Source organism: Nocardioides sp., from assembly GCF_964228225.1.
Taxonomy (GTDB): Bacteria; Actinomycetota; Actinomycetes; order Propionibacteriales; family Nocardioidaceae; genus Nocardioides.
This window is the reverse complement of the sequence record NZ_CAXQZB010000045.1, coordinates 52871-79690: the sequence shown is the minus strand read 5'-3', so window position 1 is coordinate 79690 and position 26820 is coordinate 52871. Positions and strand designations below refer to the sequence as shown.

Genomic DNA, 26820 nt, shown 5'->3' with positions numbered 1-26820 from the left:
GAATCGTCGATTCGACCTGCCGTTCGCTGGTGACGACCGGAGCCTCAGTCGCGCAGGCCCCCGGCCCGGCCGAGGCCGGGGGTGGCGCCGGCGAAGTGCTCCTCGGCCGCCACGACCAGCCCGGTGCCGGCGAGCAGTCCCGGGAGCCCGCGGTACTCCTGGTCGCGCGTGAGGGCCAGGGCGACGCCGTGGGCGAGGCCGAGCAGGCCGAGCGCGGCGAGGCTCGCCTGCCAGGAGAGGGCCCCGAGGGCGAGGCCGCCCAGGAGGAGCCCCGGGCCGGCGAGGAGGAGCCGGAGCCGGCCCGCCGCCGGCACCGGCGGCGCAGGACGCACGGCGACGACGTGCTCGCCCAGGGTGCGGGTCGAGGCCAGCACCGACACCGCCTGGGCCGCCAGCACCACGAGCAGGGCGAGCGCGAGCAGGGCACCGCGCGAGGGTGGCGCGTCCAGGCGCACCAGCACACCGCGCACGATCGCCGCCACCGCGCCCCCGAGCACGAGGGTGAGCAGGAGGTCGGAGGCCAGCCCGGCGAGCCGGCGTCCGAGGCTGACGTGCGCCGGGAGCGGCGGCGTCGTGGGGTCGACCCGGTCGAGGGCGAGGAACGCGACGAGCGAGCCCGCCACCGCGCCGGCGGTGTTGGTGATCAGGTCGTCGACGTCGAAGGTGCGGAACGCGCAGTCGTAGAGGCCCCAGGCCCCGGAGAGCTGGGTCAGCTCGACGAGCAGCGACATCGCCAGCCCCACCCCGAGCGCCGTCGGCAGGCCGCGGCGCAGCACGACCCGCAGGAACCAGCCCAGCGGCACGAACAGGGCGACGTTGAGGGCGAGCTGGAGGAACGCCGGATCGGTGAGCACCCCGGCCAGGCCCCGACCGTGGGTGGAGACCAGCTCCAGGGACTCGCGCGGGTCGAGCCGGGCGTCCTGGCAGCGCAGCCGGTCGGGGTCGGGGAAGGGCAGCAGGGTGTAGGTCCACAGCGCCAGCGCGTACACCGGCGCCGCGGCCAGGGTGAGCAGGTCGCGCGGGTCCAGGCGCCCGTCGAGGCGGTACTGGTAGGCCGCCGTCGGCACGAAGAGCAGGATCGCGCCCACCGTGCCGCCCGCCATGGCGAGCAGCGCGTTGGTCAGCTGGTCGCTCATCGGTAGGTGCGCAGGGCGTCGTCGAGGTGGGCGTGGTCGTTGAAGCCGAGCATCCGCACCCCCGTGCCGCCCACCACCAGCGGGGTGACGCCGGTGTTGACGGCCACGGTGTTGAACCGCTGCCAGCGGCGCGCCAGCCCCGCGGGGTCGGGGTCCTCGGGGTCGGCCAGGTGCGCGGCACACACCCCGATCGGCCCGCCGGAGGTGACCACGACGACGGTGCGCCCGGACCCCGCGTCCTCGGCGGCGAGCCCCAGCGCGCGCTGCACCCGGCCGGTGAAGTCGTTCCAGGTCTCGGGGTAGTCGCCCGGCTCGCCGGCGCTCCAGCGCGCGGTCGCGCGCTCGAAGAGGTCCTGGAACTCACGACGGCTGAGCGTGTGGTGGTCGCGGCCCGCGTGCTCGGGCCCGAGCAGGTCCACCGCCGCGGCCACGAGCGCGACGTGGTCGAACTCGTTCCAGTCGGCATCGACCACCTCGGTAGGCCAGCCGGCGGCCGCCGACTCCCCCGCACCCTCGCGCATCGCGGCGAGGGTGTCGCGGTGCCGGGCGAGGTCGCCCCGCACGATCGACGTCGGCACCACCCCGCGCGCGGCCAGCCAGCGGCCCAACGCCCGCCCCTGCTCCCACCCCGTCGGGGAGAGGACGTCGTAGTCGGCGGCCCCGAAGGACGCCTGCCCATGGCGCACCAGCAGCAGTCGCCCCATCAGGCCCCGCCCCAGGTGTCCAGCGGCGCGGTGAGCAGGCCGCGGCAGCGCTGCTCGAGGTAGCCCACCGCGGGCCCGAGCACCGCGAAGGCCGGGTTGGTGGTCTGGCCGTGGGCGTAGCGGTACCAGATCTGCTGGGCGATCACCGCGAGCCGGAACAGGCCGAAGACCTCGTAGAAGCGCCACTGCGCGGGGGTGACCTCCCGGCCCGCGAGCGCGGCGTAGCGCTGCACCACCTCGGCCCGGGTCCACATGCCCGGCGCGGTGGTGGGTTGGCGGCGGAAGAGCTGGAAGACCTCGTCGTCGTCGGCCTGCACCCAGTAGGCCAGCGCGCCGCCGAGGTCCATCAGGGGGTCGCCGACCGTGGCCATCTCCCAGTCCAGCACCGCGACGACGCGGGCCGGGGCGCCGGCACCGTCGTGGGCACCGCCGTCGAGGTCGAGCACGAGGTTGTCGAGCCGGAAGTCGTTGTGCACCAGCACCTGCGCGACGTCGCTCGGCTGGTGCTCGACGAGCCAGCGGGCGACGTCGCTCCAGTCGCCGGTGTCGTCGGTGACCGCGGCCTGGAACCGAGCGGTCCAGCCCCGCACCTGGCGACCGACGTAGCCCTCGCCCTTGCCGAGGGCGGCGAGGGCCGGCACGCCCGCGACGTCGACGCCGTGCAGCGCGACGAGCACCTGCACCGCCTGCTCGCACAGCTGCGACACCTGCTCCGGCGGCATCGGCCCGGGCAGGTCCTGGCGCAGGATCGTGCCCTCGACCTTCTCCATGACGTAGAACTCGGTGCCGATCACCGAGGTGTCCTCGCAGTGGCCCACCAGCCGCGGCACGAACGGGAACACCGGCGCCAGCGCCTCCTGCACCCGGTACTCCCGGCCCATGTCGTGGGCGCTGGCGGCCTTCACCCCGGCCGGGGGACGCCGCAGCACGAGGTCCGGGCCGTCGTCGTAGCGCAGCAGGTAGGTGAGGTTGGAGGCGCCGCCGCCGAACTGGCGCACCTCGGCGATCGGGCCGCGCCCGATCCAGCCGGCCACCGCGTCGACGGCGAAGGCGTCCTCGGCGCGGACGGCACCGGCCGGGTTGCCGGCGTCGGGGCCCGCGGCCGTCATCGGCGGGCCCCGTACTTGCCCAGCTCGAGACGGGCGATGACGCCGCGGTGCACCTCGTCGGGCCCGTCGGCCAGCCGCAGGGCGCGGGCCACCGTCCAGGCACCGGCCAGCGGGTGGTCGTCGGACAGCCCGCCGCCGCCGTGGATCTGCATCGCCATGTCGATCACCTGCTGGGCCATCGCGGGAGCGGCGACCTTGATCTGGGCGACCTCGCTGAGGGCGTTCAGCGGGCCGCCGACGTCGAGCTTCCACGCGGCGTGGAGCACGAGCAGCCGCACCGAGTCGATGGCGATGCGGGCCTCGGCGATGCGCTCGCGGTTGCCGCCGAGGTTGGCCAGCGGCTTGCCGAACGCGCTGCGCTCCAGCGAGCGGCGGCAGGCGCGCTCCAGCGCCATCTCGGCCAGGCCGATGAGCCGCATGCAGTGGTGCACCCGGCCGGGCCCGAGCCGGCCCTGGGCGATCGCGAACGCCTCGCCGGGTCCGCCGATGACGTTGCCCAACGGCACGCGCACGTCGGTGAAGGAGACCTCGCCGTGGCCCAGCGGCTCGTCGTAGTAGCCCATGGTGTTGAGCATCCGCTCGACCTTCACCCCGGGGGTGTCGCGCGGCACGAGCACCATCGAGTGCCGGCGGTGGCGGTCGGCCTCGGGGTCGGTGAGGCCCATGAACACCAGGATCCGGCAGTCGGGGTGGCCGATCCCGGTGGACCACCACTTGCGGCCGTTGATCACCATCTCGTCGCCGTCCACCACCGCGGTGGCGGCCATGTTGGTGGCGTCCGAGGAGGCGACGTCGGGCTCGGTCATCGCGAACGCCGAGCGGATCCGGCCCTCCAGCAGCGGCTCGAGCCAGGTGGCGCGCTGCTCCGGGGTGCCGTAGCGCAGCAGCACCTCCATGTTGCCGGTGTCGGGGGCGTTGCAGTTCATCACCAGCGGCGCGAGCGCCGAGCGGCCCGTGGCCTCGGCGATGGGGGCGTAGTCGACGTTGGTGAGCCCCTCGCCGCCGTCGACGCCGAAGCGGGCGGCGTACTCCCCGGCGTGCTCGGCCGGCAGGAAGAGGTTCCACAGGCCGCGGGCCCGGGCCTCGGCCTTGAGCTCCTCGATCAGCGGCAGCGGGCGCCACGGGTCGCCGGTGCGACGCTGCTCTGCGAGGTCGGCGTGGTAGCCCTCCTCGGCCGGGGCCACGACGTCGTCGATGAAGGCGTTGACGCGGGCGGTGAGGTCGGCGGCGCGGGGCGAGGGAGCGAAATCCACGTCGCGAGGCTACCCCTCCCCGCGCGCGGCGGGACCCCTCCGCCGACGTGGGAGGATGCGGCCGTGCCCCGTGTGCTGCTGCCCCTGCTCGGCCTGCTGACGGTGGCCGCCACCACCGGGTGCGACGCCGGTTCCGCGCCTCCGAGCACCGACGACGTGCGCGCCGGGCTCGTGCGGCTCTACGAGGCCGACGACGCCGTCACCGACGAGATCGCCGACCAGGCCGGCTGCTTCGCCGACGCCCTGCTCGCCGACCTCGGCGTCGAGGGCCTGGCCGACGCGGGGATCATCGAGGACGGTCGGGTCGTCACCAGCCTGCCGGTGCTGCCCGAGGACGACGCCGCGGCCTGGGTGGACGCCCAGGGCGGCTGCGTCTCCTACACCGACGCCGCCGGGCTCGCGCTCTCGGCGCAGTCCAAGGGGCGACTCGACGTCGCCGCCTTCACCAGGTGCTTCGAGGCCGCGGTGAGCCCCGCGCAGGTCCGGGCGGCACAGATCGCCGCCCTCACCGCCGCGCTGGGCGACCCCGCCGTCACCGCACTCACCGACGCCCAGGCCACCTGCGCCCGCGCCGCCCTCCCGCCCGACTGAGCAACTCACCGACCGCTCGGCTTGCCCGGCGTCGGGGTGGAGCGACGGTTTCCTCGGTTGGCCGAGCAAACTGTCGCTCAGAGGGCCTCTCGGGGCCGGAAACCGACGGTTTGCTCGGCCAACCGAGCAAACTGACCCCCGCGTCCCGAGGGATCGGACACAGATCGGGGCCGGGAACGGCCGTCGGGCCGGCACCTGGAACAGGTACCGGCCCGACGGGTCGATCAGGGTGGAGCGGGGTGCGCTCAGGCGGGGAAGGACCCACCCGAGGCGGCGAGCTCGCGCAGCCACGCGGTGGGCGCGAAGCGGTCCCCGTAGGCGGCGGCGAGCTCGTCGGCGCGCGCGATGAAGGCGTTGAGGCCGATCTCGCCGTCGGCGCCGACGTAGCCGGTCATGAACTGGGCGGCACCACCGGTCATCGGGGGGAACCCGATGCCCATGATGGAGCCGATGTTCGCGGCGGCGGCGGAGGTGATGACGCCCTCCTCGAAGCACTTGGCGGTCTCGAGCGCCTCGGCGAACATCATCCGGTCCTTGATGTCCTGGATCGGGATCTGCTGCTCGGCGGTCGGGAAGAGCTCGGTGAGGCCCGCCCACATGCCCTGGCGCTTGCCGGACTCGTCGTAGTCGTAGAAGCCGGCCTTGCGCAGGCGGCCCGGGCGGCCCGCCTCCAGCATCTTGGTGACCACGGCGGTGCCGGGGTGCTCCACCAGCTCGACGCCGTCGCGCTCCGCGGCCTCGCGGGTGGCGGCGGCGATCTTGCCCATCAGCTCCATGTTCAGCTCGTCGGAGAGCTGCAGCACGGGGGCGGGGTAGCCGGCCTGGCTGGTGCCGCGCTCGATGCTCCACGGGGCCACGCCCTCGGCGAGCATCGCCAGACCCTCGTTGACCATGAAGCCGATGACCCGCGAGGTGTAGAAGCCGCGCGAGTCGTTGACGACGATCGGGGTCTTCTTGATCTGCAGGACGACGTCGTAGGCCTTGGCGAGCGCCTCGTCGGAGGTCTCCTTGCCGGCGATGATCTCGACCAGCGGCATCTTGTCGACGGGGCTGAAGAAGTGCAGACCGATGAAGTCGGCCGGGCGGTCGACGCCGCCGGCGAGCTCGCTGATCGGCAGGGTGGAGGTGTTGGAGCAGAGCAGCGCGTCCTTGTTCACGAACGGCGCGACCTCGGCGAACACCTTGGCCTTGAGCGAGGGGTCCTCGAAGACGGCCTCGATCACGAGGTCGCAGCCGGCGAGGTCGGAGGCCTCGGCGGTGGCGGTGATCCGGCCGAGCAGCTCGGCCTTCTTCTCCTCGGTGGAGCGGCCCTTGGCGACGGCCTTGTCGAGCAGGCCCTCGGAGTAGGCCTTGCCGCGCTCGGCGGCCTCGGTGGAGATGTCCTTGAGGACGACCTCCATGCCGGCCTTGGCGCACACGTAGGCGATGCCGGCGCCCATCATGCCCGCACCCAGCACGCCGACCTTGGTGGCCTTCCACGGCTCGATGCCCTGGGGGCGCAGCTTGCCGGAGTTGATGGCCTGCAGGTCGAAGAAGAACGCCTGGATCATGTCCTTCGAGCCCTGGTTGGTGATGAGGTTCACCAGGTAGCGCGACTCGATGCGCGAGGCGGTGTCGAAGTCGCGGCTCGCGCCCTCGACCGCGGCCGAGAGGATCGCGCGGGCGGCGGGGTAGACCGCGCCCTTGGTCTGCTTGCGCAGCAGCGCCGGGAAGGCGGGCAGGAAGCCGGCCAGGGCCGGGGACTTCGGCGAGCCGCCGGGCATCTTGTAGCCGGGGGCGTCCCAGGGGTTCTTCGACGCCTCGGGGTTGGCCTTGATCCACGCCTTGGCGGTGGGGATCAGGTCGTCGGCCGAGTCGACGAGCTCGTCGACCAGGCCCTGCTTCAGCGCGGCGTCGGGGCGGAACTGCTTGCCCTCCAGCAGCACGCCCATCAGGCCGTCCTGCAGGCCGAACATCCGCACGATGCGGGTGACGCCGCCGCCGCCGGGCAGCAGGCCCAGGCTCACCTCGGGCAGGCCGAGCGGGATGCGCGGGTCGTTGACGACGATGCGGCGGTTGCAGGCCAGGGTGATCTCGAGACCGCCGCCGAGCGCGGCGCCGTTGATGGCGGCCACGACCGGGCGGGGGAAGAGCTCGAGGCGGCGCAGCGGGCCCTTGACGCCCTCGGCCATGGCGAACACCGAGGCGGCGTCGTCCTTGGTGGCCTGCACCATGCCCTTGAGGTCGCCGCCGGCGAAGAAGGTCTTCTTCGCGCTGGCGACCACGACGCCGGTGACGTCGTCGACCTCGGCGTAGAGCCGCTCGACGGCGTCACGCATGGAGTCGATGTAGAGCTGGTTCATCGTGTTGGCCGACTGGTTCGGGTCGTCCAGGGTGAGGGTCACGATCCCGTCGGCGTCACGCTCGTAGCGGACGGCGGTCTCGGTTGCGGTGGTGCTCATGACTACGTGTGGGTTCCTGTCGTGTCGCGTGGGGGAGCTCAGACGAGCTCGACGATGGTGGCGATGCCCATGCCGCCGCCGACGCAGAGCGTGGCGAGGCCGCGCTTGAGGTCGCGGCGGGCGAGCTCGTCGATCAGCGTGCCGAGGATCATCGCCCCGGTGGCGCCCAGCGGGTGGCCCATGGCGATCGCGCCGCCGTTGACGTTGGTGATCTCGTGGCTGATGCCCATGTCGCGCATGAAGCGCATCGCCACCGAGGCGAAGGCCTCGTTGATCTCGAACAGGTCGATGTCCTTGGTCTCCAGCCCGGCCTTGGCCAGCGCCTTGCGCGCGGCCGGCGCGGGACCGGTGAGCATGATGACGGGGTCGGCGCCCGACACGGCCATGGAGACGATGCGCGCACGGGGGGTGAGGCCGAGGTCGCTGCCCACCTGCTCGTTGCCGATCAGCATCAGCGCGGAGCCGTCCACGATGCCGGAGGAGTTGCCGGCGTGGTGCACGTGGTTGATCTTCTCCAGCCAGTGGTACTTCTCGAGCGCGACGTCGTCGAAGCCGGCGTCGCGGCCGATGCCGGCGAAGGACGGCTTGAGGTTGGCCAGGCCCTCGGGGGAGGTGTCGGGGCGCACGGTCTCGTCGTGGTCGAGCACGACCAGGCCGTTGATGTCGGTGACCGGCACGACCGAGTCGGCGAAGTAGCCGTTGGCCCACGCCTTGGCGGCCCGGTGGTGCGACTCGGCGGCGTAGGCGTCGACGTCGTCGCGGCCCCAGCCCTCGAGGGTGGCGATGAGGTCGGCCCCGATGCCCTGCGGCACGAAGCTGGCGCGGAACGCGGTGGCGGGGTCCTGCGCCCAGGCGCCGCCGTCGGAGCCCATCGGCACGTTGGACATCGACTCCACGCCACCGGCGATGATGAGGTCCTCCATGCCGCCGCGGATGCGGCCGGCGGCCTGGTTGACGGCCTCCAGGCCCGAGGCGCAGAAGCGGTTGAGCTGCACGCCCGCGACGGTGTCGGGGTAGCCGGCGGCCAGCGCCGCGGTCTTGGCGATGTCGCCGCCCTGCTCGCCGACCGGGGACACGACACCGAGCACGACGTCGTCCACGCGGGCGGGGTCGAGGGAGGGGTTGCGCTTGCGGACCTCGTCGAGGAGCCCGACGACGAGGTCGACCGGCTTCACCTCGTGGAGGGAGCCCGCAGCCTTGCCCTTGCCGCGCGGGGTGCGCAGGTGGTCGTACACGAATGCTTCAGCCATGACCCGTCCTTGAAGGAAGTGAGAATGTGGGACGATTGTGACACCAATGCTGTCACGATGGTCAAGGCATCCGACGCGGAGTCCGGGAGGAGGGGTGACGTGACGTCCGACACAACGACCGAGCAGGTCCTCGACGACGGCCCGGACGAGCCCCTGCTCACCCTCGAGGAGCTGTGCGCCCGGGTGGGCATCTCGGTGCGCAACGTGCGCTTCTACACCTCCCGCGGCCTCGTGCCGCCGCCGCTGCGCCGTGGCCGCTCGGGCTACTACACCCCCGACCACGTCGCCCGGCTCGAGCTGGTGCAGGAGCTGCAGGCCCACGGCTTCACGCTCTCGGCGATCGAGCGGTACCTCGAGGACATCCCCGCCGACGCCACCCCCGGCGACATCGCGCTGCGCCGCACGATGCTCGCCCCGTGGGCCCACGACCGCTCGGTGCGGATGACCCGCGCCGACCTCGAGAGCCGTGCCGAGCGCCCGCTCAGCGACGACGACCTCGCCCTGCTCGCCACCCTCAACGTCGTCGAGCAGCGCCCCGACGGCACCTTCGACGTCTCCCCCACCCAGCTCTCGGTGGCCTTCGGGCTGATCGAGATCGGCTTCCCTCCCGAGGCCGCGGCGGTGGCCTCGCAGATGTACGCCGACCACGGCCGCCAGATCGCCCGCGAGCTCTACGACATCTTCCGCCGCCTCGCCTGGCCCACCTACAAGGAGGCCGGCATGACCCCCGAGAGCGTGCAGGCGATCGTGGAGCGCCTCAAGCCGCTCTCGATCACCTCGCTCGTGGCGGCCTACGAGGCCGGCATGGACGAGATCCGCCGCGAGAACATCGACCGCCGCACCCGCGCGCCCCGGGGTCCCGGCGGGTGAACCCCCCGCCGCATCCGGGCCCGTAGGGTCGAGGGGTGCGCGTGCTGGTGACCGGGGCCACCGGGTTCGTCGGGCGCCGGCTGGTGCCGGCGCTGCTCGAGCACGGTCACGACGTGCACGCCATGACCCGGCGTCCCGAGGCCTACGACGGCCCCGGCGACGCCGTCGCGGGCGACGTGCACGACCCCGACTCGCTCGCGGCCGCCCTGGCGGGCGTCGAGGCGGCCTACTACCTGGTGCACTCCCTGGACGACGACGACTTCGAGCGCAAGGACGCCGAGGCCGCGCGGGCCTTCGGCGCCGCGGCGGCTGCCGCCGGGGTGCGCCAGATCGTCTACCTCGGCGGGCTGGGCGACGAGGACGACGCGCTGTCGGCGCACCTGCGCTCCCGGCGCGAGGTGGAGGGGTGCCTGGGCGAGGCCGGCGTGCCGGTCACGGTGCTGCGCGCCGCGATCGTCGTGGGCGCGGGCGGGATCTCGTGGGAGATCACCCGGCAGCTGGTGAAGAACCTGCCCGCGATGGTCGTGCCGCAGTGGGCCTCGACGCGCAGCCAGCCGATCGCGCTGCGCGACGTCGTGCGCTACCTGCTCGGGGTGCTCGACCACCCCGGCGCCCGCGGCCGCACCTTCGACATCGGCGGCCCCGACCAGCTGTCCTACCGCGAGATGCTGCAGCAGGCCGCGGAGGTCATCAACGGTCGCCGCATCCCGATCATCACCGTCCCGGTGCTCACCCCGTCGCTGTCCTCGCGCTGGATCTCCTTCGTCACCGACGTCGACGTCACGACCGGGCGCAACCTCATCGACTCCATGGGCACCGAGGTGCTGGTGCGCGACCACGCCATCCGCGACGTCGTGCCGGGCGAGCCGATGGGCTACCTCGACGCCGTGCGCGAGGCGCTGGCCGAGCAGACCGCCGCGGCCTAGGGGCCCGAACGGCGTCAGACGCCGAAGATCGCCGGCAGCGCGAAGAGCATCGTGAGCGACCACGTGATGTGGGTGATGATCGGGGCCAGGATGCCGCCGGAGGCGCGGCGCTGCAGGCCCACGAGGACCCCGAGCAGCACCGCGGCGAAGCTGAGCATGATGTTGCCCGTGGCGGCGGTGGCCACGGTGTAGGCGACCGTCGTCCACACCACCGGGTGACGGGTGATGGCGGCGTAGGCGGCGCCGCGGAAGAAGAGCTCCTCGGCGATGCCGTTGACCGCGGTGATCACCACGAGCACCGGGAGCGAGCCCTGGTCGGCGTAGCCGAGGACCCCGCGCACCTGCTCGGCGAGCGGCTCGATCTCGCGCACGATGAGCGCGCCGACGACGAACACCGCGGCCAGGCCGGCGCCGAGCAGGAAGGGCTGGAGCACAGGTCGCTCCAGCACCTGGCGCACCTCGATCCGGCCCAGGTGGAGCGGACCGGAGGCGAAGGCACCCACGGTCCACAGCAGCGCCAGGCCGAGGGAGACCAGCACGAAGGTGGCGCTGCCCTCCTCCAGGCGCAGCAGCACGCCGAGCACGCCGGCGCCCAGCAGGGTGACCACGACGGTGACGATCTGACGGCGTCGCAGGGCAGGCTCGGACTCGCGGTGGTCGCGAGGAACCTGCTCCCACAGCGAGCGCGTGATGAAGTACCGGACCATCGGAAATGACTCACCCCTCGCCAGCAACGCTAGCGAGGGGTGAGGACGCCGTGGGGGTGGGCTTACTTGGTGAGCCCGTCCTTGATGTCGGCGACGGCGTCCTTGACCTTCTCGACGCCCTCCTTGACCTTGCCCGAGATCTGGTCGGCCTTGCCCTCGGCCTGCAGCTCCTCGTTGCCGGTCGCCTTGCCGGCGGCCTCCTTCGCCTGGCCGCCCAGGTTCTCGGCCTTCGCGCTGATCTTGTCGGACAGACCCATGATCTTCCTCCTTGAACGATCTGGCTGAGGCGGTCGGTCGATCGCCTTCGATCTTCTTGTGCCCGATCCAATTCGGATCATGCCTCCGGAACGCCGCCGGCCCGCGTGATTGAGAGCACGCGGGCCGGGGGTGGTCCCGGTCGGGGCGACCGGGTAGGGCGCTCAGGCGAACTGCAGGACGCCGTCCTCGAGCTCGCTGCGGCGGATCATCCGCAGGTCCATCAGGTAGTTCTGCTTGAGCATCCACGGGACCCGGTCACCCTGGCGGGGCAGGCCGTCCAGCGCGCGCTGGATGTAGCCGGAGGCCAGGTCCATGAACGGCCGCTCGCCGATGCTGTCGTCCTTGATCGGCACGACCGTGCTCAGGCCCTTCTTGTCCATGTGCTTGAGCAGCCGCACGACGTAGTCGCCCACGAGGTCGGCCTTGAGGGTCCAGGAGGCGTTGGTGTAGCCGATCGTGAAGGCGAAGTTCGGGATGCCGCTGATCATCAGGCCCTTGTAGACCATGGTGTCGCTGGGCCGGAACGGCTCGCCGTCCACCACGACGTCGATGCCGCCGAAGAGCTTGAGCTTCAGGCCGGTGGCGGTGATGACGATGTCGGCCTCCAGCTCCTGACCCGAGGAGAGGCGGATGCCGGTGGGGGTGAAGGTGTCGATGGTGTCGGTGACCACCGAGGCCTTGCCCGAGCGCAGGGCTCGGAACAGGTCGCTGTTCGGCACCACGCACAGCCGCTGGTCCCAGGGGTTGTACGGCGGCTGGAAGTTCTCGTCGTAGGAGCAGCCCTCGGGCAGCTGGCGCTCGGTGAACTTGCGCACGAACTTCTTGGCCTGGTCGGGGAACTTGCGCGCCATCTGGTAGCTGCCCACCAGCTGCAGCACGTTCTTCCACCGCACGACCGGGTAGGCCAGGGAGTCCGGCACCTTGCGCAGCGCGACGGCCAGGGGGTCCTTGCCGGGCTGCGGGAGGATGTAGGTGGGGGTGCGCTGCAGCATCGTGACGTGCTCGGCGTCGGGCGACATCGAGGGCACCAGGGTCACCGCGGTGGCGCCCGAGCCGATGACCACGACCTTCTTGCCGGTGTAGTCCAGGTCCTCGGGCCAGAACTGCGGGTGCACCATCGTGCCCTTGAACTTCTTCTCGCCCGGGAACTCGGGGCGGTGGCCCTGCTCGTAGTCGTAGTAGCCGGTGCAGCCCCAGAGGAAGTCGCAGGTGAAGGTCAGCGCGGCGCCGTCGTGGTCGACCGTGACGGTCCACCGCTTGGTGCCGCTGTCCCAGCTGGCGCCGGTGACCTTGTGGCGGTAGCGGACCAGCTTGTCGACGCCGTACTCCTCGGCCACCGTGCGCAGGTAGCTCAGGATCATGTGGCCGTCGGCCAGCGCGGTCTCGCTGGGCCAGGGGCGCCAGCGGTAGCCGAAGGTGAACATGTCGGAGTCCGAGCGGATGCCCGGGTAGCGGAACAGGTCCCAGGTGCCGCCGCTGACCTCGCGGCTCTCCAGGATCATCACGCTCTTGTCGGGCTGGCCGGTGGCCAGCTGGCAGGCGGCACCGATGCCGCTCAGGCCGGCGCCGACGACGATGACGTCGACGTGCTCAGGGGTCGAGGCTGCGGAGGACATGGCAGGACGCTACTGCCTTATTGACAAACGTTCAACAGGTACGGCGGTGCGACGCGCGCCACACTCCCCCGCACGGTCGTCGGGGGTCGCCGGGGGACGTTGTCACAAGCAATCCGCAGGCCGATTCGCTGAATCGACCTGCGGATTGCTTGTGACAACGGGAGACGGTGACCCGGAGCGGGCCGGGAGGGTCAGGCCTGGACGGCGATGCCCTTCTCGATCAGCCCGTCGACGTCGGGGATCCCCCAGGCCTCCAGCGCGGCCCGGGTGTGCTCGCCGGGGGCCGGCGGGGCGAGGCCGACGGTGGCCTCGGTGCGGGAGAAACGGGGGGCGGGGGCGGGCTGGGTGTAGCCGTGGGCCTCCACCCAGGTGCCGCGGGCCACGAGGTGCGGGTGGTGGAAGGCCTCGGTCATGGGCACGATGCCGGCCACGCAGGCGTCGGTGCCCTCGAAGATCTCGATCCACTCGGCCTGGGTCTTGGACTTGAAGGCGGTCGTGAAGACCTCGCGCATCTCGTCGTAGCGGCCCATGTCGGCCTGGCCGGGGCAGGTGTCCTTGACGCCGAGGATGGTGACGAGGGCGTCGAAGAACTGCGGCTCGAGGGCGCCGACGCTGAGGTGGCGCCCGTCGCTGGTCTCGTAGATGTCGTAGAACGGCACGCCGCCGTCGAGCAGGTTGGCCGCGCGCTTCTCCTGGTAGCCGCCGGTGGCGAGGAAGGCGGCGGTCATGGCGTTGAGGTGGGCGGTGCCGTCGACGATCGCGGCGTCCACGACCTGACCCTGGCCCGAGACCTTGGCCTCGAGCAGGGCGGCGAGGATGCCGATCACGAGGTAGGTGGAGCCACCACCGAAGTCGCCCACGAGGTTGGCCGGGAAGTGGGGCCGGGCGGGATCCTGGCCGAGGCCGAACAGGGTGCCGGTGATGGCGATGTAGTTCATGTCGTGGCCGGCGGCCTGGGCCAGGGGGCCGTCCTGCCCCCAGCCGGTCATCCGGCCGTACACCAGGCGCGGGTTGACGGCGTGGCAGTCCTCGGGACCGATCCCCAGCCGCTCGCACACGCCGGGGCGCATGCCCTCCACGAGCACGTCGGCGTCGCGCACGAGGTCGAGCACGACCTGGGCCGCCGCGGGGTCCTTGAGGTTGAGCGCGACGCTGGGGCGACCGCGGTTGAGGGCCATGGTCTTGCCGCCGGCCAGCATCTGCCCGCCGGGGCGCTCGACGCGGATGATGTCGGCGCCGAGGTCGGCCAGGATCATGCAGGCGTGCGGACCGGGACCGATGCCCGCGATCTCGACGACCTTGACCCCGCGCAGCGGGCCGGTGCCCTGCCCGAGCTGGACGGTGACGGCGGAGGGGGTGGCTGCATCGCTCATGGTCGCGATTGTGCCAGTTTCACTGTCACGGTGGGGAGCGTCACATTCCCTGGACCCCCATTGCAACTCGTTGCATAGGTGTGTCAGCCTCGGGACATGGCCCTCGAGCACGCGCTGCTGATCGCCCTGCGCGAGCACCCCGCGTCGGGGGCCGACCTCGCGCGGCGCTTCAGCCGCTCGATCGGGTTCTTCTGGCAGGCCACCCACCAGCAGATCTACCGGGTGCTCGGCCGGATGGAGAAGGACGGCTGGGTGAGCGTCACCGAGCTGGCCCACCCGGACCGGCCGGTCACCAAGGAGTACGCCGTCACCGACCTCGGCGCCCAGGCGCTCGCGGACTGGCTGGCCGAGCCCAGCCCGCGCATCGACCTGCGCAGCGAGCTCGCCCTGAAGCTGCGCGGCGCCTCCTTCGGCGACCGCGAGGCCGTGCTCGCCACCGTGCGCGCCAACCTCGCCGACCACCGCACCCGGCTGGCGTACTACCGCGAGCTCGCGGCCCGCGACTACCCCGATCCGGCGTCCCTCACCGGACTCGACCTCGACCACCACCTCGTGCTGCGCGGCGGGATCCTCATGGAGGAGACCTGGGTCGCCTGGCTCACCGAATACCTGGAGGCCCACTCATGACCAGTCCCTACCCCCACCTGCTGGAGCCGCTGCAGCTCGGCCCGCTCACCCTGCGCAACCGCGTGGTCATGGGCTCGATGCACACCGGCCTGGAGGACTCCCCGCGCCACGGCGAGGAGTTCGCGGCCTACCTCGCGGCCCGCGCGGCCGGCGGCGTCGGGCTGATCGTCACCGGCGGCTACGCCCCCACCTGGCGCGGCTGGCTCAAGCCCCTGGCCTCCTCGATGACCACGCGGCTGCACGTCGCGCGCCACCGCTTCCTCACCGACGCCGTGCACGAGCAGGGCGGCGCGATCGCCCTGCAGGTGCTGCACTCGGGCCGCTACGGCTACCACCCGTTCTCCGAGAGCGCGAGCCGCCGCAAGAGCCCCATCACCCCCTTCGCCCCGCGGGCGATGAGCACGAGCCGGGTCGACGACGTCGCCACCGCGTTCGCGAAGGCGATCGGCCGCGCCCGCGACGCCGGCTACGACGCCGTGGAGGTGATGGGCTCGGAGGGCTACCTCATCAACCAGTTCCTCGCGCCCCGCACCAACGACCGCACCGACGCCTGGGGCGGCAGCCCCGAGAAGCGGATGCGCTTCCCGATCGAGATCGTGCGCCGCGCCCGCGAGCTGGTGGGCGGCGACTTCCCGATCATGTACCGGATCTCGCTGCTCGACCTCGTGGAGGGCGGCCAGACCTGGGACGACGTGCTCGAGCTCGCCCGTCGCCTGGAGGAGGCCGGCGTGACGGTGTTCAACACCGGCATCGGCTGGCACGAGGCCCGGGTGCCCACGATCATCACCCCCGTGCCGCGCGGGGCGTTCCGCGACGCCACCGCCCGGCTCAAGGCCGCGGTGTCGGTGCCGGTGTGCGCCTCCAACCGCATCAACACCCCCGAGCTGGCCGAGGAGATCCTGGCGTCGGGGCAGGCCGACCTGGTCTCGATGGCGCGCCCGCTGCTGGCCGACCCCGACTTCGTGGCCAAGGCCGCGCGCGACGAGGCCGACCAGATCAACACCTGCATCGCCTGCAACCAGGCCTGCCTGGACCAGGCGTTCAGCAACAAGCGGGCCTCCTGCCTGGTCAACCCGCGCGCCTGCCGCGAGACGACGCTCGTGCTGGGCCCGACCCAGCGGAAGGCGGCGGTCGCCGTCGTCGGCGGGGGTCCCGCCGGGCTGGCCGCCGCCACCGCCGCGGCCGAGCGCGGCTTCGCGGTCACCCTCTTCGAGGCCGGCCCGCAGCTGGGCGGCCAGTTCCGCCTGGCCATGGCGGTGCCGGGCAAGGAGGACTTCGCCGAGACGCTGCGCTACTTCACCCGGCGCCTGGAGGTGCTCGGGGTCGACGTGCGGCTGAACACCCGCGCCGACGACGCCGCCCTCGCCGGCTTCGACGACGTCGTGCTCGCCACCGGCGTCACCCCGCGGGTGCCGGCGATCGAGGGCATCGACCACCCGAAGGTGCTGTCCTACGCCGACGTGCTGTCGGGGCGCGCGGTGCCCGGCCGCCGGGTGGCGGTGATCGGCGCCGGGGGCATCGGCGTCGACGTCAGCGGCTGGCTCACCCACACCCCGCTGGAGGGCGAGCACACCCCGGAGTCGCTGGAGACCTGGCGCGCCCGCTGGGGCGTGGCCGACGCCGCCGACCCGAGCCAGGACGCCCCCGGCGCGCTGCTCACCGCCGCGCCGCCGGCCCCGACGCGGGAGGTCGTGCTGGTGCAGCGCAAGACCGGGATGATCGGCAAGGGCCTGGGCAAGACCTCCGGCTGGGCCCACCGCGCCACGCTGAAGCAGGCCGGCGTGGAGCAGGTCTCGGGCGCCACCTACGTGCGCATCGACGACGCCGGCCTCCACCTGCTCGTGGACGGCGAACCGCGCGTCGTCGCGTGCGACCACGTGGTGGTGTGCGCCGGCCAGGAGTCGGTGCGCGACCTCGTGGCGCCGGGCCGCCACGTCGTGGGCGGGGCCGACGAGGCCGCCGAGCTCGACGCCAAGCGCGCCATCGACCAGGCCACCCGGGTGGTCGCGGCCCTCTGATCCACCTCCCGCGGCGGCCGGTGGTCGCCGGGGGGCGTTGCAACGGGAGACCTCAGCCCGCGGGGGCGGCTCCGGGGAGGAGGTCCTGGTCGGCGTCGAGGCGGCTGTCGGGCACCGGGGGCAGGCCGAGGAGGTCGAGGACCAGGTTGGCGACGTCGCCGTTGCGCACGGGCGCGGCGTCGGGGTAGGCGGGCTGGGCGGTGCCGGGGTCGACCCGGGTGGGCGAGAGCGCGTAGAGGTCGCCGGCCGGGATGCCGGGACCGGCCACGACGAAGGGGATCGTGTAGTTCTGTGGGTCGCCCGCGGCGCCGTGCTGGTCCTGCCCGCGCGGGCCGCCGTGGTCGGCGGTCACGACGAGCGCCGCACCGATGCGGCGGGCGGCGCGGGCGAGGCGGGCGAGGTCGGCGTCGGTGTCGGCGACGGCGTCGAGGTAGGACGCCGAGCCCCAGTCGTCGGCGTGGCCGGCGGAGTCGTTGTCGGGCAGGTGCACGAACACCAGGGCGGCGTCGTCGGCCCGGATCGCCTGCACCCCGGCACGCACGACCGCGTCCTGGGTGTCGAACAGCTGCGGCGCGACCGCGGCGGGCCAGGCGCGGCCCCACATCTCGAACTTCGACTTGCCCGCGATCGCGATCGACTGCCCGCCTGCCGCTGCGATGGAGGTGAACACCGACTCCACCCCGGGGAGCACGCTGCGGGGGTCGTCGCTGTTCCACGTGACGCCGTGGCCGCCGAGCGCGCCGATGATCGGGCGGCCGGTGACCATGCTGGTGTGGTTGGGCAGGGTGAGGGTCAGCTCGGTCTCGGTGCGGGCGTTGAGCGTGCCGGCCCCGTCCTGCAGCAGGCCCCACAGGGCCGGGGTGGTGTCGGGGGTGACGTACTGCGAGCCGGTGCCGTCGAGGGTCACCACGACGACGCGGTCGTAGCTCGTCGGGCCGGGGGCCGGGGTGGGGCTCGGCGCTTCCGGCGTGGGGCTCGGGGACTCCGATGTCGGCTCGGGGGACGCCGGAGCCGTCGTGCCCGGGGTGCCCGTCGTGGGGCCGGTGGGAGCAGGACCGGCGGTCGGGTCGGGCTCCTCGCCCCCGCGCGGCACGAGCAGGACGGCGGCCAGCACCGCCGCGACGACGCCCCCGGCGACCAGCGCGCGGCGCAGACCGGGCGGCGTGCTCGGCGGCCCGAGCGACCCGGGCGGCGGGGTCGGCTGGCTCACCCGCGGTTGCCCTTGAACTCGGCCAGCGGACGGAAGTCGCGGATCAGCGCCAGCACGGCGTCGTCGCGCTGGGCGGCGGAGTAGGAGTACACGGTGACGCCCCAGGTCTTGCCGGCGTAGACCAGCGCGGTCTTGTACTCGCCACTGGTGGCGAGGTAGTCCCAGCGCTGGAAGTCGCCCACCCGGCGCGGGCGCACCCCGGAGAGCTTGTTGTGGTAGCCGTAGGCCTTGCCGAAGGTGTCGAACTCCGAGAAGCCGTAGCGCACCGGGTCGCTCGGGCCGCCCGAGGCGCAGTCGTAGCGGAACCGGCGCTGACCCTCGATCCGTACGGGCAGGTCCGGGCAGTTCTCGGCGGCGAAGTCGAAGTCCGGCAGCAGGTAGCGCAGGCCGGCGGGACCGGTGGGCACGGTGCAGCCGGGCGGCGCGCTGCCGTCCCAGCAGACCCGGCCGGGCTCCTCCGGGGTGGGTGCCGGCGTCGGGTCCGGCGCCGGGGTGGTCGGGGCCGACGTGGTCGGGGAGGCGGTCGGGGAGGCGGTGGCCGGGGCCGGGTCCGTGGTGTCGGCCGCGTCAGCGCGGTCCTCCACGGCCGAGGCCGCCCCCGGCGCAGGCTCGTCGTCACCGGAGAGCAGCACGACGGCGCCGCCCACCCCCAGCAGCACCAGCACGAGGGCGAGGGCCGAGACCAGCAGGGCCTTGCCGAGCCAGGTGCGTGAGTCGGCGTCGGGCGGGGTCACGGGGACGACCGGCACCGGGCGCACCGGGGGCACCGGGGGTGCGGGCGGCAGCGCGGAGGTCCCGACGGGCGGAGGCGGCGGCACGGGCGCGGGTGGGGGCGGCGGCACGGGCGCGGGTGGGAGCGGTGTCTCGGGCGGTGTCGGGAGCGCCCCGAGCGCGGTGCCGCACTCGGTGCAGTAGGCCGCGCTGACGGGCAGGCGGGTCCCGCACTCGGTGCAGAAGCGGTGATCCATGGACGCGGCCCCCCGGCTGGTCGCGCGGCCGGCGTCGCCGCGGTTGCGCGGAGCCTACCGAGCCGCGGCCCCGCCCGCGTCCCGTGCGTCCGGGCGGCCCGGCGGCCCGGCGGCGTGCCAAGGTGGCCCCATGACGACGCCGGGTGGCACGGGGCTGGTGCGGGACCTCACCGACGAGCAGGCGCGGGCCGCGCTGGTGTGCAAGTGGGGGCTGGTCGAGCCCGACGTGCTGCCGGCCTGGGTGGCGGAGATGGACTACGCCGTCGCCGAGCCGATCATCGCCGCGCTGCAGGAGGCCGTCGCGCTGGGTCGCACCGGCTACCCCGCGTTCGCCGCCGGCGGCCGGCTCGGGGAGGCCTACGCCGGGTTCGCCGGGCGCCAGTTCGGCCACGACGTCGACCCGGGCCGGGTGATCGCCACGGTCGACGTCACCGCAGGCGTGCGGCTGGCGCTCGACGTCGTCGTGCCGCCGGGGCCGCTGGTGATGCCGGTGCCGGCCTACTCCCCCCAGCTGGCGCTGGCCTCGATGTGCGGCCGCGAGCGCCGCGACCTCCCGGTGGACCCCGAGGCGCCGCGCGCCGAGCTCGATCTCGACCGCCTGGAGCACGAGTTCGCCCGCGGTGCGCGGGTGCTGCTGCTCACCCAGCCCCACAACCCCTGGGGGCGGGTGTTCACCCGGGCCGAGCTGGAGGGGGTGCGCGACGTCGTCACCCGGCACGGGGGGTGGGTGGTGTGCGACGAGATCTTCGCCCCGCTCCCCCTGGGCGAGCACGAGCACGTGCCGTACCTGGCGGTGGAGGGCACCGCCGAGCACGCAGTGGGGATCGTGGCGGCGAGCAAGGCGTTCAACATCGCCGGCCTCAAGTGCGCCCAGGTCGTGACCGGCTCCGCCGCGCTGCACGAGCGGCTGGCGAGCGCCCCGATGGCCCGCAACGACTCCTGGTCGGTGCTGGGCGTGGAGGGCTCGGTGGCCGCCTACACCGAGGGCGACGCCTGGCTGGCCGAGGTGCGCCGCACCCTCACCGCGCGGCGCGACGAGTTCGCGGCCCTACTGGCCGCCGAGCTGCCGCTGGCGCGGATGCGGCCGCTGGAGGGCACCTACCTCGCCTGGGTGGACCTGCGCGCCTACGGCCACGACGACCCGGCCGCCCGCGCCCTGGAGATCGGCCGGCTGCAGATCTCGGCGGGCCACGACTTCCACCCCGGCCTCACCGGCCACGCCCGCATCAACATCGCCACCAGCGCCGACCGGCTCGCCGAGGTCGTGCGCCGACTGCGGCTCTCGCTGACCTGAGGTCGCCGGGCGACCCGTCAGTCGGGGGAGGTGAGCTCCATGAGTCGGCTGGGGCGGAAGCCGGGCCAGGTGGCCACGGTGCGGGCGGGGTCGAGCAGGTAGTCCAGGTCCACCTGCCAGGTGTGGCCGGTGGGGTTGCGGCGCAGGACGTAGCCCAGCCCGTGGGTGCGGTAGACGACGCCGCCGGCCGCCGCGATCGACTCCAGCAGCTGGGCGTCGACGAAGCGCCGCACGGCCCGCCAGCCGCCGACCTCGGCGAGGGTGGAGCGGGCCAGCAGCATGGTGCCGCCGGCCACGAAGGTGGCGTAGACCTCCACCGGGTGGCCGCGCTTGACCGTGAGGTCCTGGGCGGTGAGGTAGTGCAGCTCGGCCGGCATGCCCACCAGCTCGGCCCCGCTGTAGGCCCGGGCGCGCAGCAGGTCGGCGACGACGTCGGGGGCGTACCAGTCGTCGTCGTCCATCTTGAGCACGAGCTCGCCGCCGGCCGCGGTGGCGGCGGCGTGGAGGACGTCGCCGAACACGGCGTCGTCGGGATGCGGGAGCACCTGCACCGCGACGTGCGGGCCCACCGCCTCGCGCACGACGGCGGGATCGACCTCGAAGCCGTGCGGGGCGAGCACCAGCTCGAGCTCGTCGACGCCGCGCTGCCGGGCCACCTGCGCCAGCGCGTGGGGCAGCATGTCGGCGCGCTTGGTGGCCAGCAGGATGCTGACGCTGGGCTGACGCACCCCGGCGAGGGCGTCGAAGGCGGCGTGGCGCAGCAGCAGGCTGTGCTCCTCGCGCGCCAGCGGGTCGGTGAGGTCCACGGGCGCGGCGAGCAGGTCGCGCACGGCGGCGGGCACGGTGGCGGGGGCGGCGGCCGCCACGGCGGCCTCGGCCACCACCGGCACCCCGGCGAGCGCGAAGGCCGGCACCGCGGCGGTGACGGCGGCCGGCCAGGCGCCCACCCGCACCCCGGCGGCGGAGCGCAGGGCGTCGATCAGCACCGGGCCGACGTCCTGCCGCAGGTCCAGCGCGGCGGCCTCGACGACGGGCTCGGTGGCGGTGGCGGTGAAGCCGATGGGGTTGATCAGGCGCACGTCGAGGTCGAGCGTGCCGCCCTCGCGGGGCGCGGCCCAGGGGCCGCCCCACACGAGCTGGCGACCGAGCTCCTCGAGCACCGCCGCGACCTCCACGACCGTGCCGGGGGCGAAGCGCAGGATCAGCCAGTACCCGCCGGCGGCGGCCCGCGAGCGCACCGCGGCCAGCGGCGGCCACTCCGGGCGCGGCTGGAGCAGCAGCGCGCCGCGGTGGGAGGCCACGAACACCCCCAGCACGCCGGTGCGCACCCCGGCCAGACCGGGACCGAGCCCACCACCGGGGGCCTGCCGCAGCGCCAGCACGTCGGGCAGCACGACGGCGACGCGCGGCCGCTCACCGGCGTCGAGCACCTCCCCGGGCCGCCACAGGACGGCCTCGGCGTGCTGGGCCAGGAACGTCGTGACCGGCTTGGGCAGGGCGTCGTCGGGCCCGCTCACGGGTCCATCCTCACGCGGCGCACGAGCGGGCGCGGCGCCTGCGGCAGCCAGGTGTGCACGACGTGGTCGACGATGTGCACCCCGGGCGGCGCCTGGATGCGCACCAGGCCCTCCACGGTCTCCCCGCGGCCCTCCATCAGCGCCCGGTACACCTGCCACTCGCGGCGCTTGCGGGGCACCCGGGAGTTCTCGAAGTCGGCCACCGAGGTCCAGTGGGCGAACTCGTCCTCCTCGATCCACTTCAGCTCCACGACCAGGCCCTCGGGGGCGACGATGCGCTGGCTGGTGGCGGGGAACTCGCGCACCTCCCACTCGAAGGCCTTCACGAAGGTGAAGTCGGCACCCATGGGGTAGATCCACGGCTCGAGGAACCGGAAGCCCAGGTCGAGCCAGGCCTCGGAGTCGCTGACGATCGAGAGCGGGTGGCGCGGGATCGCGACGACCGCGCCGGAGTTCTCCAGCTGCCAGGCCAGGTCGTGCAGCACCCCGACGCCCTCGGGGGTGAGCACCATGTCGCCGTCCCACTTCATCGAGTAGGTGGTGCGGACGTGGGAGAAGGACCAGTTGTAGAAGTGGGTCAGGGAGTGCACCGAGTGCGGCTCGGTGGCGAGGTGCTCCTGCCCGGCCCGCGACACGCGGTGGGGGTAGACCAGCCCGGTGTAGCGCTCGGCGGCGCCGCACTCGGCGGCCACGCGGGCCCCCACCTCGGCGGTGCCGTCGGTGGAGAGGTTGTCCACGAGCACCACGTGGTCGGCGGCCGCCAGCATCGGCGGCAGCACCCACGGCAGGTTGCGCGCCTCGTCCTTGACCCGGAACACGCAGGTCAGGCCAGGACGCAGCCGACCCCACTCGGCGACGTGGTTCCAGGGCCAGCGGACGTCGTACTCCGCCAGGCCCTCCTCGCAGGCGATGTCGGCGCCGCGCACCGCCATGCCTCAGGCCCTCCCCGGGCGCCGCAGCACGCGCCGCAGCCAGCCGCGTACCCGGGCGGGCACGAGCGCCCGCACGCCGTGCGGCAGCCGCTGCGCCCCGCGGCGCACGACGACGGCCGAGGCCGCGCCCGCCTTCTCGCCCTCGAGGCGGCCCTCGCGGTGGGAGGCCAGGGCGGTGCTGGCCGAGATCGCCTCGGCCTCGTCGTAGAGGGTGCCGTAGGCGGCGCGCAGCTGGTCGAGGACGTCGTGCACGGCCGGCACGTCGCCGTCGGGGTCGGCGAGCCGGTCGAGGTGCTGCCAGGCCTCCTCGGCGATCTCGCGCAGCCGCGCGGGCACCTCGAGGTCGTCCCAGGTCAGCTGCACGCGGCGCAGGTTGGGGTCGATGAAGGAGTGCACCGCGCGGATGTCGTTGGCCTGGGCGGTCTGCACGGCAGCGAGGTCGAAGGCCTGGCCGAGGCCGAAGACCGGCACGGTCCAGTCGTGCAGCATGTCGCCGTAGCGCACGAACGCCCGGGCCGAGCCGCGGGTGGCGCGCTCGGTGTGCAGCATCATGTTCACCCATGCGGCGGTGCGCTGGACCTCGCCGAACTTGGCGGCGTAGTAGCGCTGCTTGCTGCCCACGACCTCGGTGACCGGGCGCAGCATCGTGACGTAGGTGGGGGTGGCGTCGCAGCGCAGCGCGGCCGAGCGCCACAGCCCGAGGAACCACGACAGCCGCGGGTCCTTGATCACCAGCTCGGGACCACCGGCCTCGAACTGCCCGGCCAACCAGTCGTGCAGCCGCCCGCGCAGCGGCTCCAGGTTGGCCAGCCTGCCGGCCTCGAACCAGGCCGCGGGGCGGGCGTCGGAGACCTGCACCCGGCAGCGCTGCAGCAGCTCGTCGTGGAAGTCGACCACCCACTGCGGCTCGCCGAACCCCTTGGGGTTGGTCTCGTCGGCCTGCACCTCGGGCTGCGGCACGTGCATGCCGAGGGTGCGCAGCGTGCCGGCCATCGTGCTCGTGCCGCTGCGACCCGAGCCGACGACGAACACCACCCGGCGCTTGATCGGCGGCGAGGCGGAGGCGTCCACGGGGGTCACGCTAGCGGCCCCGCGGCGTGCGGAGTCGCCTCGGCCGCAGCGGTGGGCCCGCCCGGCTTGTCACCCGGCTTGTCACCCGGCTTGTCTCCGAGCGCCCCCTCGATGCGCGCCCACGCCTCCTCGCTGCTGACGGCGGGCCCGGTGGCTCGCGGATATCCGCGGGGGCGCACCTGCTCGGCCGGCCCGAAGCCCGCCTCGCGGCCGGTGAGGTCCTGCGCCCCCGCGATCGCGGCGATCACCTCGTCCAGGTCCTCGCCGGGCCGCGCCACACGGCGGGCACGGTTCAGCGCGGCGGTGCGCACCAGCCGCGCCACCGAGCCGTCCTTGAGGTGCAGGCGGCGCAGGCCGTCGTGGGTGTGCTCGAGGTGCAGCAGCTGCTTCTCCAGCGTCAGCCGGCGGGGGGCGAAGCGCACCCCCGGCAGCCAGAGTCGGAACGCGGCGCCGGTGTCCTGGGCCGCCAACGACTCCGGGGTGTCCTCGAGCAGGCGCACCCGCGGCTCGTGGGCGTAGGTGGCGTGCACGACGCGCAGGTCGTAGCGGTCGTCGAGCACCGGCGCGCGGCCGTCGTCGAGGCTGCTCCAGTCGCCGAGCAGCAGCACCTGCACGTCGGTGAGGGAGCCCACCAGCACCGAGTCGACCAGCGCGCGCACCTCCAGGGCCTCGTGACCGCGGGCGTCGACGACCACCTCGAGGTAGGGCACGGGGTAGGACCGACCGCGCCGGCGCTTGGAGCGCAGCGCGGGCGAGAAGGCGGCGTGGAAGGGGTCGTTGTAGGTGTTGACCCGCTCGCGCCGCGACATCACGTGGGTGGGCCCCAGGTGCCAGGACCCCGCCTCGTGGTCGGGGATGAACACCGCTCCGGCGCGGGCCAGGGCGGCGCCGAGGGCGATGTCCTCGCCGAGTCGCAGCGAGGTGTCCATGCCGCCGGCGGCGAGGTAGAGCTCGCGGCGCACCGACGCCGTCGCGCCGGTGTGGGTGCGCAGCGCCATCCAGCCCGCCTGCGTGAGGTCGTCGGTGGCCTCGTAGATCTCATCGACCCAGGTGTGGCCGACCCGCTCCTGGTCGGCGAACCAGTCGGCGGCCCGACCGGCCACGACCTGCGCGTGCACCCGGGCGGGGTCCAGCTCCAGCACCGGGGTGGGGTCGACGAACCACTTGTCGCCCAGCACGGCGGCGTGGTCGATCAGGTGGTGCCAGCGCAGCTGGGCCTCCATCTGGGTGGGCTCGGCCAGCATGTCGGCGTCATACCAGTGCAGGACGTCGCCCTCGGCCGCCAGCGCCCCGGTGTGGCAGGCGTTGGCGCGGCCCCAGCCCTCGGTGACCTCCACGATCCGGGTGCGCTCGGGGCGCAGCTCGGGCAGCGTGAGCGGCACCGGCCCGTCGTTGACCACCAGCACCTCGAGCAGGTGGGCGGGGTAGGTCTGCGCGGCGAGCCCGGCCAGCACGGTGGGCAGCAGCGCGCCGGCGTTCCAGGCCGGGATGACGACGCTGAGCGCCAGCGTCGGCTCCCAGGAGCCGAGGGCCGGCGGGGTGAGCACCCGCCACTCGTTGCGGCGGATCCGGGGCTGGTTCACACGACCTCCTCGGCGGGGCTGGCGGGGCTGGCGGGACGGGGGCTGCCGGCGGACCCGGGGGGCACGCGGGTGAGGTAGCCGACGCCGCCGGCGGCGAGCACCGCCTGCCAGCCGCCGTGCTCGCGCAGCGCGGCGGCGCGCACCAGCAAGGGCCGCCCGGCCAGCGCCGCGACGGCGTCGGCGGGGGCGAGCGCGCACTCGGCGGGCTGGTCGGGCGTGGCGGCGCCGACGACGTCGGCGCCGGAGTACTGCAGCGCGAGCAGCAGCGCGTCGCGCAGGCCCGGACCCACGGGGGCCCCGGGGAGCTCGGACTCGACGAGCACGACGTCGGGCTCCGCGTGGCGCACGCCCGCGGCGTCGGCGAGCCGGGCCCGCCAGGCGGCCGTGCCGTGGGTGCGCAGCGCGTCGGTGCGCACCTGCACCGAGTGGGCCTCGCGGACGTCGTCGTCGGCGAGGTCGGGCTCGCCGAAGGCCCCGCCCACCAGCGGCACCCCGGCCATGGCCAGCGCGGCGACGCGGCGCGGGTCGTCGGGGGGCCCCACGCGCACCCCGCGCAGGGCGCGGTCGCCCGGCCCGGGCGGCAGGTCGGCCAGTGCGACGACGGGGCCGGCGGCGTCCCGGCGGAACCCGACGGGGCGGTGGCGGCCCTCGTCGAGGGGGTCGGCGCCCAGGGAGTCGGCGCGCAGCACCGCCGGGACGCGGCCGGTGACGGCGGCCTCGGCCGGCTCCGGCTGATTCGCGGCTTCCGCGGGGAGGAGCAGCACGTCGGCGGGGCGCTCGGCGTCGGGGTCGTAGGCGGGGGTGGCGGTGGGGTCGACCGGCGGCACCACGGCGCCGGCCACCCGCACCCCGAGGGGGCCGGCCGGACGCGGCTCGGGGGCGCCGGGGCTCACCGCGGCCCGGGCGAGGGCGAGCAGCACGGGAGCGGCGTCGGTGCGGGCGGCGAACTCCAGCCGGGTGATGTCGGGGCCCGCGTCGAGGTCGCGCACGGGCGGCCACCCGGGCCGGCCGCGCACGAGCAGCGGACCCGCCCCCGGCGCGACGACGCCGACGTGGCGGGCGCCGCCCACGCGCGCGCAGCGCGAGACCAGCCGCCGCAACTCCTCGGCGTCGCGGGCCACCAGCAGCAGGGTGCGCACCGGGCCCTCGAGGTCCTCGGGCCGGGGATCGCCGGGGGCGCCCTGGCGCACGGCGGCCGCGATGGCGGCGTCGCCCCCGGCGGCCACGAGGTCGAGCGGCACGGGCGTGAGCACCCAGGCGGGGGTGCGGACGCCGTCGAGGGCGGCGACCACGAGGCGGGCCAGCGCCGCGGGGTCGATCGACGCGGACTCGCTCGACGCTGCGGGGCCTGCGGACATAGGCCCTA

Annotated in this window: 23 protein-coding genes; 6 read left to right on the top strand and 17 right to left on the bottom strand. The window is 74.2% G+C overall.

Going from position 1 to position 26820, the window contains the following annotated elements; all coding sequences use genetic code 11:
• Positions 1–44 precede the first annotated feature (44 nt).
• Genes ACERUJ_RS10265 through ACERUJ_RS10250 form a run of 4 tightly spaced genes read right to left on the bottom strand, consistent with a single transcriptional unit; the run spans position 45 to position 4202 of the window.
• The gene (locus ACERUJ_RS10265) at positions 45–1136 is read right to left on the bottom strand and encodes a VanZ family protein (RefSeq protein ID WP_370248425.1); all 1092 of its coding nucleotides are present in this window, start codon (positions 1134–1136) and stop codon (positions 45–47) included.
• Entirely contained in the window at positions 1133–1840 is a 708-nt protein-coding gene (locus ACERUJ_RS10260; RefSeq protein WP_370248424.1) for a histidine phosphatase family protein, read from the bottom strand. The genes ACERUJ_RS10265 and ACERUJ_RS10260 overlap by 4 nt, the downstream gene beginning before the upstream one ends.
• Positions 1840–2949 (bottom strand): phosphotransferase family protein, encoded by a 1110-nt coding sequence (locus ACERUJ_RS10255; protein ID WP_370248423.1) that lies wholly within the window; start codon positions 2947–2949, stop codon positions 1840–1842. The genes ACERUJ_RS10260 and ACERUJ_RS10255 overlap by 1 nt, the downstream gene beginning before the upstream one ends.
• Complete coding sequence (locus ACERUJ_RS10250) at positions 2946–4202, bottom strand: acyl-CoA dehydrogenase family protein (RefSeq protein WP_370248422.1); 1257 nt, start codon at positions 4200–4202, stop codon at positions 2946–2948. The genes ACERUJ_RS10255 and ACERUJ_RS10250 overlap by 4 nt, the downstream gene beginning before the upstream one ends.
• Positions 4203–4265: 63 nt before the next feature.
• Between ACERUJ_RS10250 and ACERUJ_RS10245 the strand changes: the two genes are divergently transcribed.
• On the top strand, positions 4266–4793 hold the full coding sequence (locus ACERUJ_RS10245; protein ID WP_370248421.1) for a hypothetical protein: 528 nt from the start codon (positions 4266–4268) through the stop codon (positions 4791–4793).
• 245 nt (positions 4794–5038) lie between these two features.
• Here the strand turns inward: ACERUJ_RS10245 and ACERUJ_RS10240 are convergent, their stop codons facing one another.
• Positions 5039–7234, bottom strand: coding sequence for a 3-hydroxyacyl-CoA dehydrogenase NAD-binding domain-containing protein (locus ACERUJ_RS10240; RefSeq protein WP_370248420.1), 2196 nt, complete (start codon positions 7232–7234; stop codon positions 5039–5041).
• 38 nt (positions 7235–7272) lie between these two features.
• Positions 7273–8484, bottom strand: coding sequence for an acetyl-CoA C-acetyltransferase (locus ACERUJ_RS10235; RefSeq protein ID WP_370248419.1), 1212 nt, complete (start codon positions 8482–8484; stop codon positions 7273–7275).
• A 99-nt stretch (positions 8485–8583) separates the two neighbouring features.
• Here ACERUJ_RS10235 and ACERUJ_RS10230 point away from each other — a divergent pair, with 99 nt between their 5' ends.
• Positions 8584–9354 carry a MerR family transcriptional regulator gene (locus ACERUJ_RS10230; protein ID WP_370248418.1) on the top strand — a complete coding sequence of 257 codons (771 nt, stop codon included), beginning with the start codon at positions 8584–8586 and terminating at the stop codon, positions 9352–9354.
• Positions 9355–9389: 35 nt separating this feature from the next.
• Positions 9390–10280, top strand: a complete 891-nt coding sequence (locus ACERUJ_RS10225; RefSeq protein WP_370248417.1) for an NAD(P)H-binding protein — start codon at positions 9390–9392, stop codon at positions 10278–10280.
• 14 nt (positions 10281–10294) lie between these two features.
• On the opposite strand, the gene ACERUJ_RS10220 is transcribed toward ACERUJ_RS10225, so the two are convergent.
• The 4 genes from ACERUJ_RS10220 to ACERUJ_RS10205 all read right to left on the bottom strand — a co-directional run bounded on the left by ACERUJ_RS10220 (position 10295) and on the right by ACERUJ_RS10205 (position 14234).
• Positions 10295–10987 carry a type II CAAX prenyl endopeptidase Rce1 family protein gene (locus ACERUJ_RS10220; RefSeq protein ID WP_370248416.1) on the bottom strand — a complete coding sequence of 231 codons (693 nt, stop codon included), beginning with the start codon at positions 10985–10987 and terminating at the stop codon, positions 10295–10297.
• 62 nt (positions 10988–11049) lie between these two features.
• Entirely contained in the window at positions 11050–11244 is a 195-nt protein-coding gene (locus ACERUJ_RS10215) for a CsbD family protein (RefSeq protein ID WP_370248415.1), read from the bottom strand.
• A gap of 162 nt (positions 11245–11406) precedes the next feature.
• A complete protein-coding gene (locus ACERUJ_RS10210; RefSeq protein WP_370248414.1) occupies positions 11407–12861 on the bottom strand; it encodes a flavin-containing monooxygenase in 1455 nt (484 codons plus the stop codon).
• A 191-nt stretch (positions 12862–13052) separates the two neighbouring features.
• A complete protein-coding gene (locus ACERUJ_RS10205) occupies positions 13053–14234 on the bottom strand; it encodes a CaiB/BaiF CoA transferase family protein (RefSeq protein WP_370248413.1) in 1182 nt (393 codons plus the stop codon).
• Between the two features lie 96 nt (positions 14235–14330).
• On the opposite strand from ACERUJ_RS10205, the gene ACERUJ_RS10200 reads away from it, so the two are divergent.
• Entirely contained in the window at positions 14331–14861 is a 531-nt protein-coding gene (locus ACERUJ_RS10200) for a PadR family transcriptional regulator (RefSeq protein ID WP_370248412.1), read from the top strand.
• Complete coding sequence (locus tag ACERUJ_RS10195; RefSeq protein ID WP_370248411.1) at positions 14858–16879, top strand: FAD-dependent oxidoreductase; 2022 nt, start codon at positions 14858–14860, stop codon at positions 16877–16879. Before ACERUJ_RS10200 ends, ACERUJ_RS10195 begins: the two co-directional genes overlap by 4 nt.
• Positions 16880–16931: 52 nt before the next feature.
• Here ACERUJ_RS10195 and ACERUJ_RS10190 read toward each other — a convergent pair whose 3' ends face one another.
• Positions 16932–18089 (bottom strand): alkaline phosphatase family protein, encoded by a 1158-nt coding sequence (locus ACERUJ_RS10190; RefSeq protein ID WP_370248410.1) that lies wholly within the window; start codon positions 18087–18089, stop codon positions 16932–16934.
• Complete coding sequence (locus ACERUJ_RS10185) at positions 18086–19057, bottom strand: zinc ribbon domain-containing protein (RefSeq protein ID WP_370248409.1); 972 nt, start codon at positions 19055–19057, stop codon at positions 18086–18088. The genes ACERUJ_RS10190 and ACERUJ_RS10185 overlap by 4 nt, the downstream gene beginning before the upstream one ends.
• Positions 19058–19187: 130 nt before the next feature.
• Here ACERUJ_RS10185 and ACERUJ_RS10180 point away from each other — a divergent pair, with 130 nt between their 5' ends.
• Positions 19188–20351 (top strand): MalY/PatB family protein, encoded by a 1164-nt coding sequence (locus tag ACERUJ_RS10180; protein ID WP_370248408.1) that lies wholly within the window; start codon positions 19188–19190, stop codon positions 20349–20351.
• A gap of 17 nt (positions 20352–20368) precedes the next feature.
• Here the strand turns inward: ACERUJ_RS10180 and ACERUJ_RS10175 are convergent, their stop codons facing one another.
• The 5 genes from ACERUJ_RS10175 to ACERUJ_RS10155 are packed head-to-tail and all read right to left on the bottom strand — an operon-like array spanning position 20369 to position 26812.
• Positions 20369–21868, bottom strand: a complete 1500-nt coding sequence (locus ACERUJ_RS10175) for a glycosyltransferase family 2 protein (RefSeq protein ID WP_370248407.1) — start codon at positions 21866–21868, stop codon at positions 20369–20371.
• The gene (locus ACERUJ_RS10170; RefSeq protein ID WP_370248406.1) at positions 21865–22800 is read right to left on the bottom strand and encodes a hypothetical protein; all 936 of its coding nucleotides are present in this window, start codon (positions 22798–22800) and stop codon (positions 21865–21867) included. Before ACERUJ_RS10170 ends, ACERUJ_RS10175 begins: the two co-directional genes overlap by 4 nt.
• A 3-nt stretch (positions 22801–22803) precedes the next feature.
• Positions 22804–23871, bottom strand: coding sequence for a sulfotransferase family protein (locus ACERUJ_RS10165; protein ID WP_370248405.1), 1068 nt, complete (start codon positions 23869–23871; stop codon positions 22804–22806).
• A gap of 5 nt (positions 23872–23876) precedes the next feature.
• Positions 23877–25454 (bottom strand): glycosyltransferase family 2 protein, encoded by a 1578-nt coding sequence (locus ACERUJ_RS10160; protein ID WP_370248404.1) that lies wholly within the window; start codon positions 25452–25454, stop codon positions 23877–23879.
• A complete protein-coding gene (locus ACERUJ_RS10155; RefSeq protein WP_370248403.1) occupies positions 25451–26812 on the bottom strand; it encodes a hypothetical protein in 1362 nt (453 codons plus the stop codon). Before ACERUJ_RS10155 ends, ACERUJ_RS10160 begins: the two co-directional genes overlap by 4 nt.
• Positions 26813–26820 lie beyond the last annotated feature (8 nt).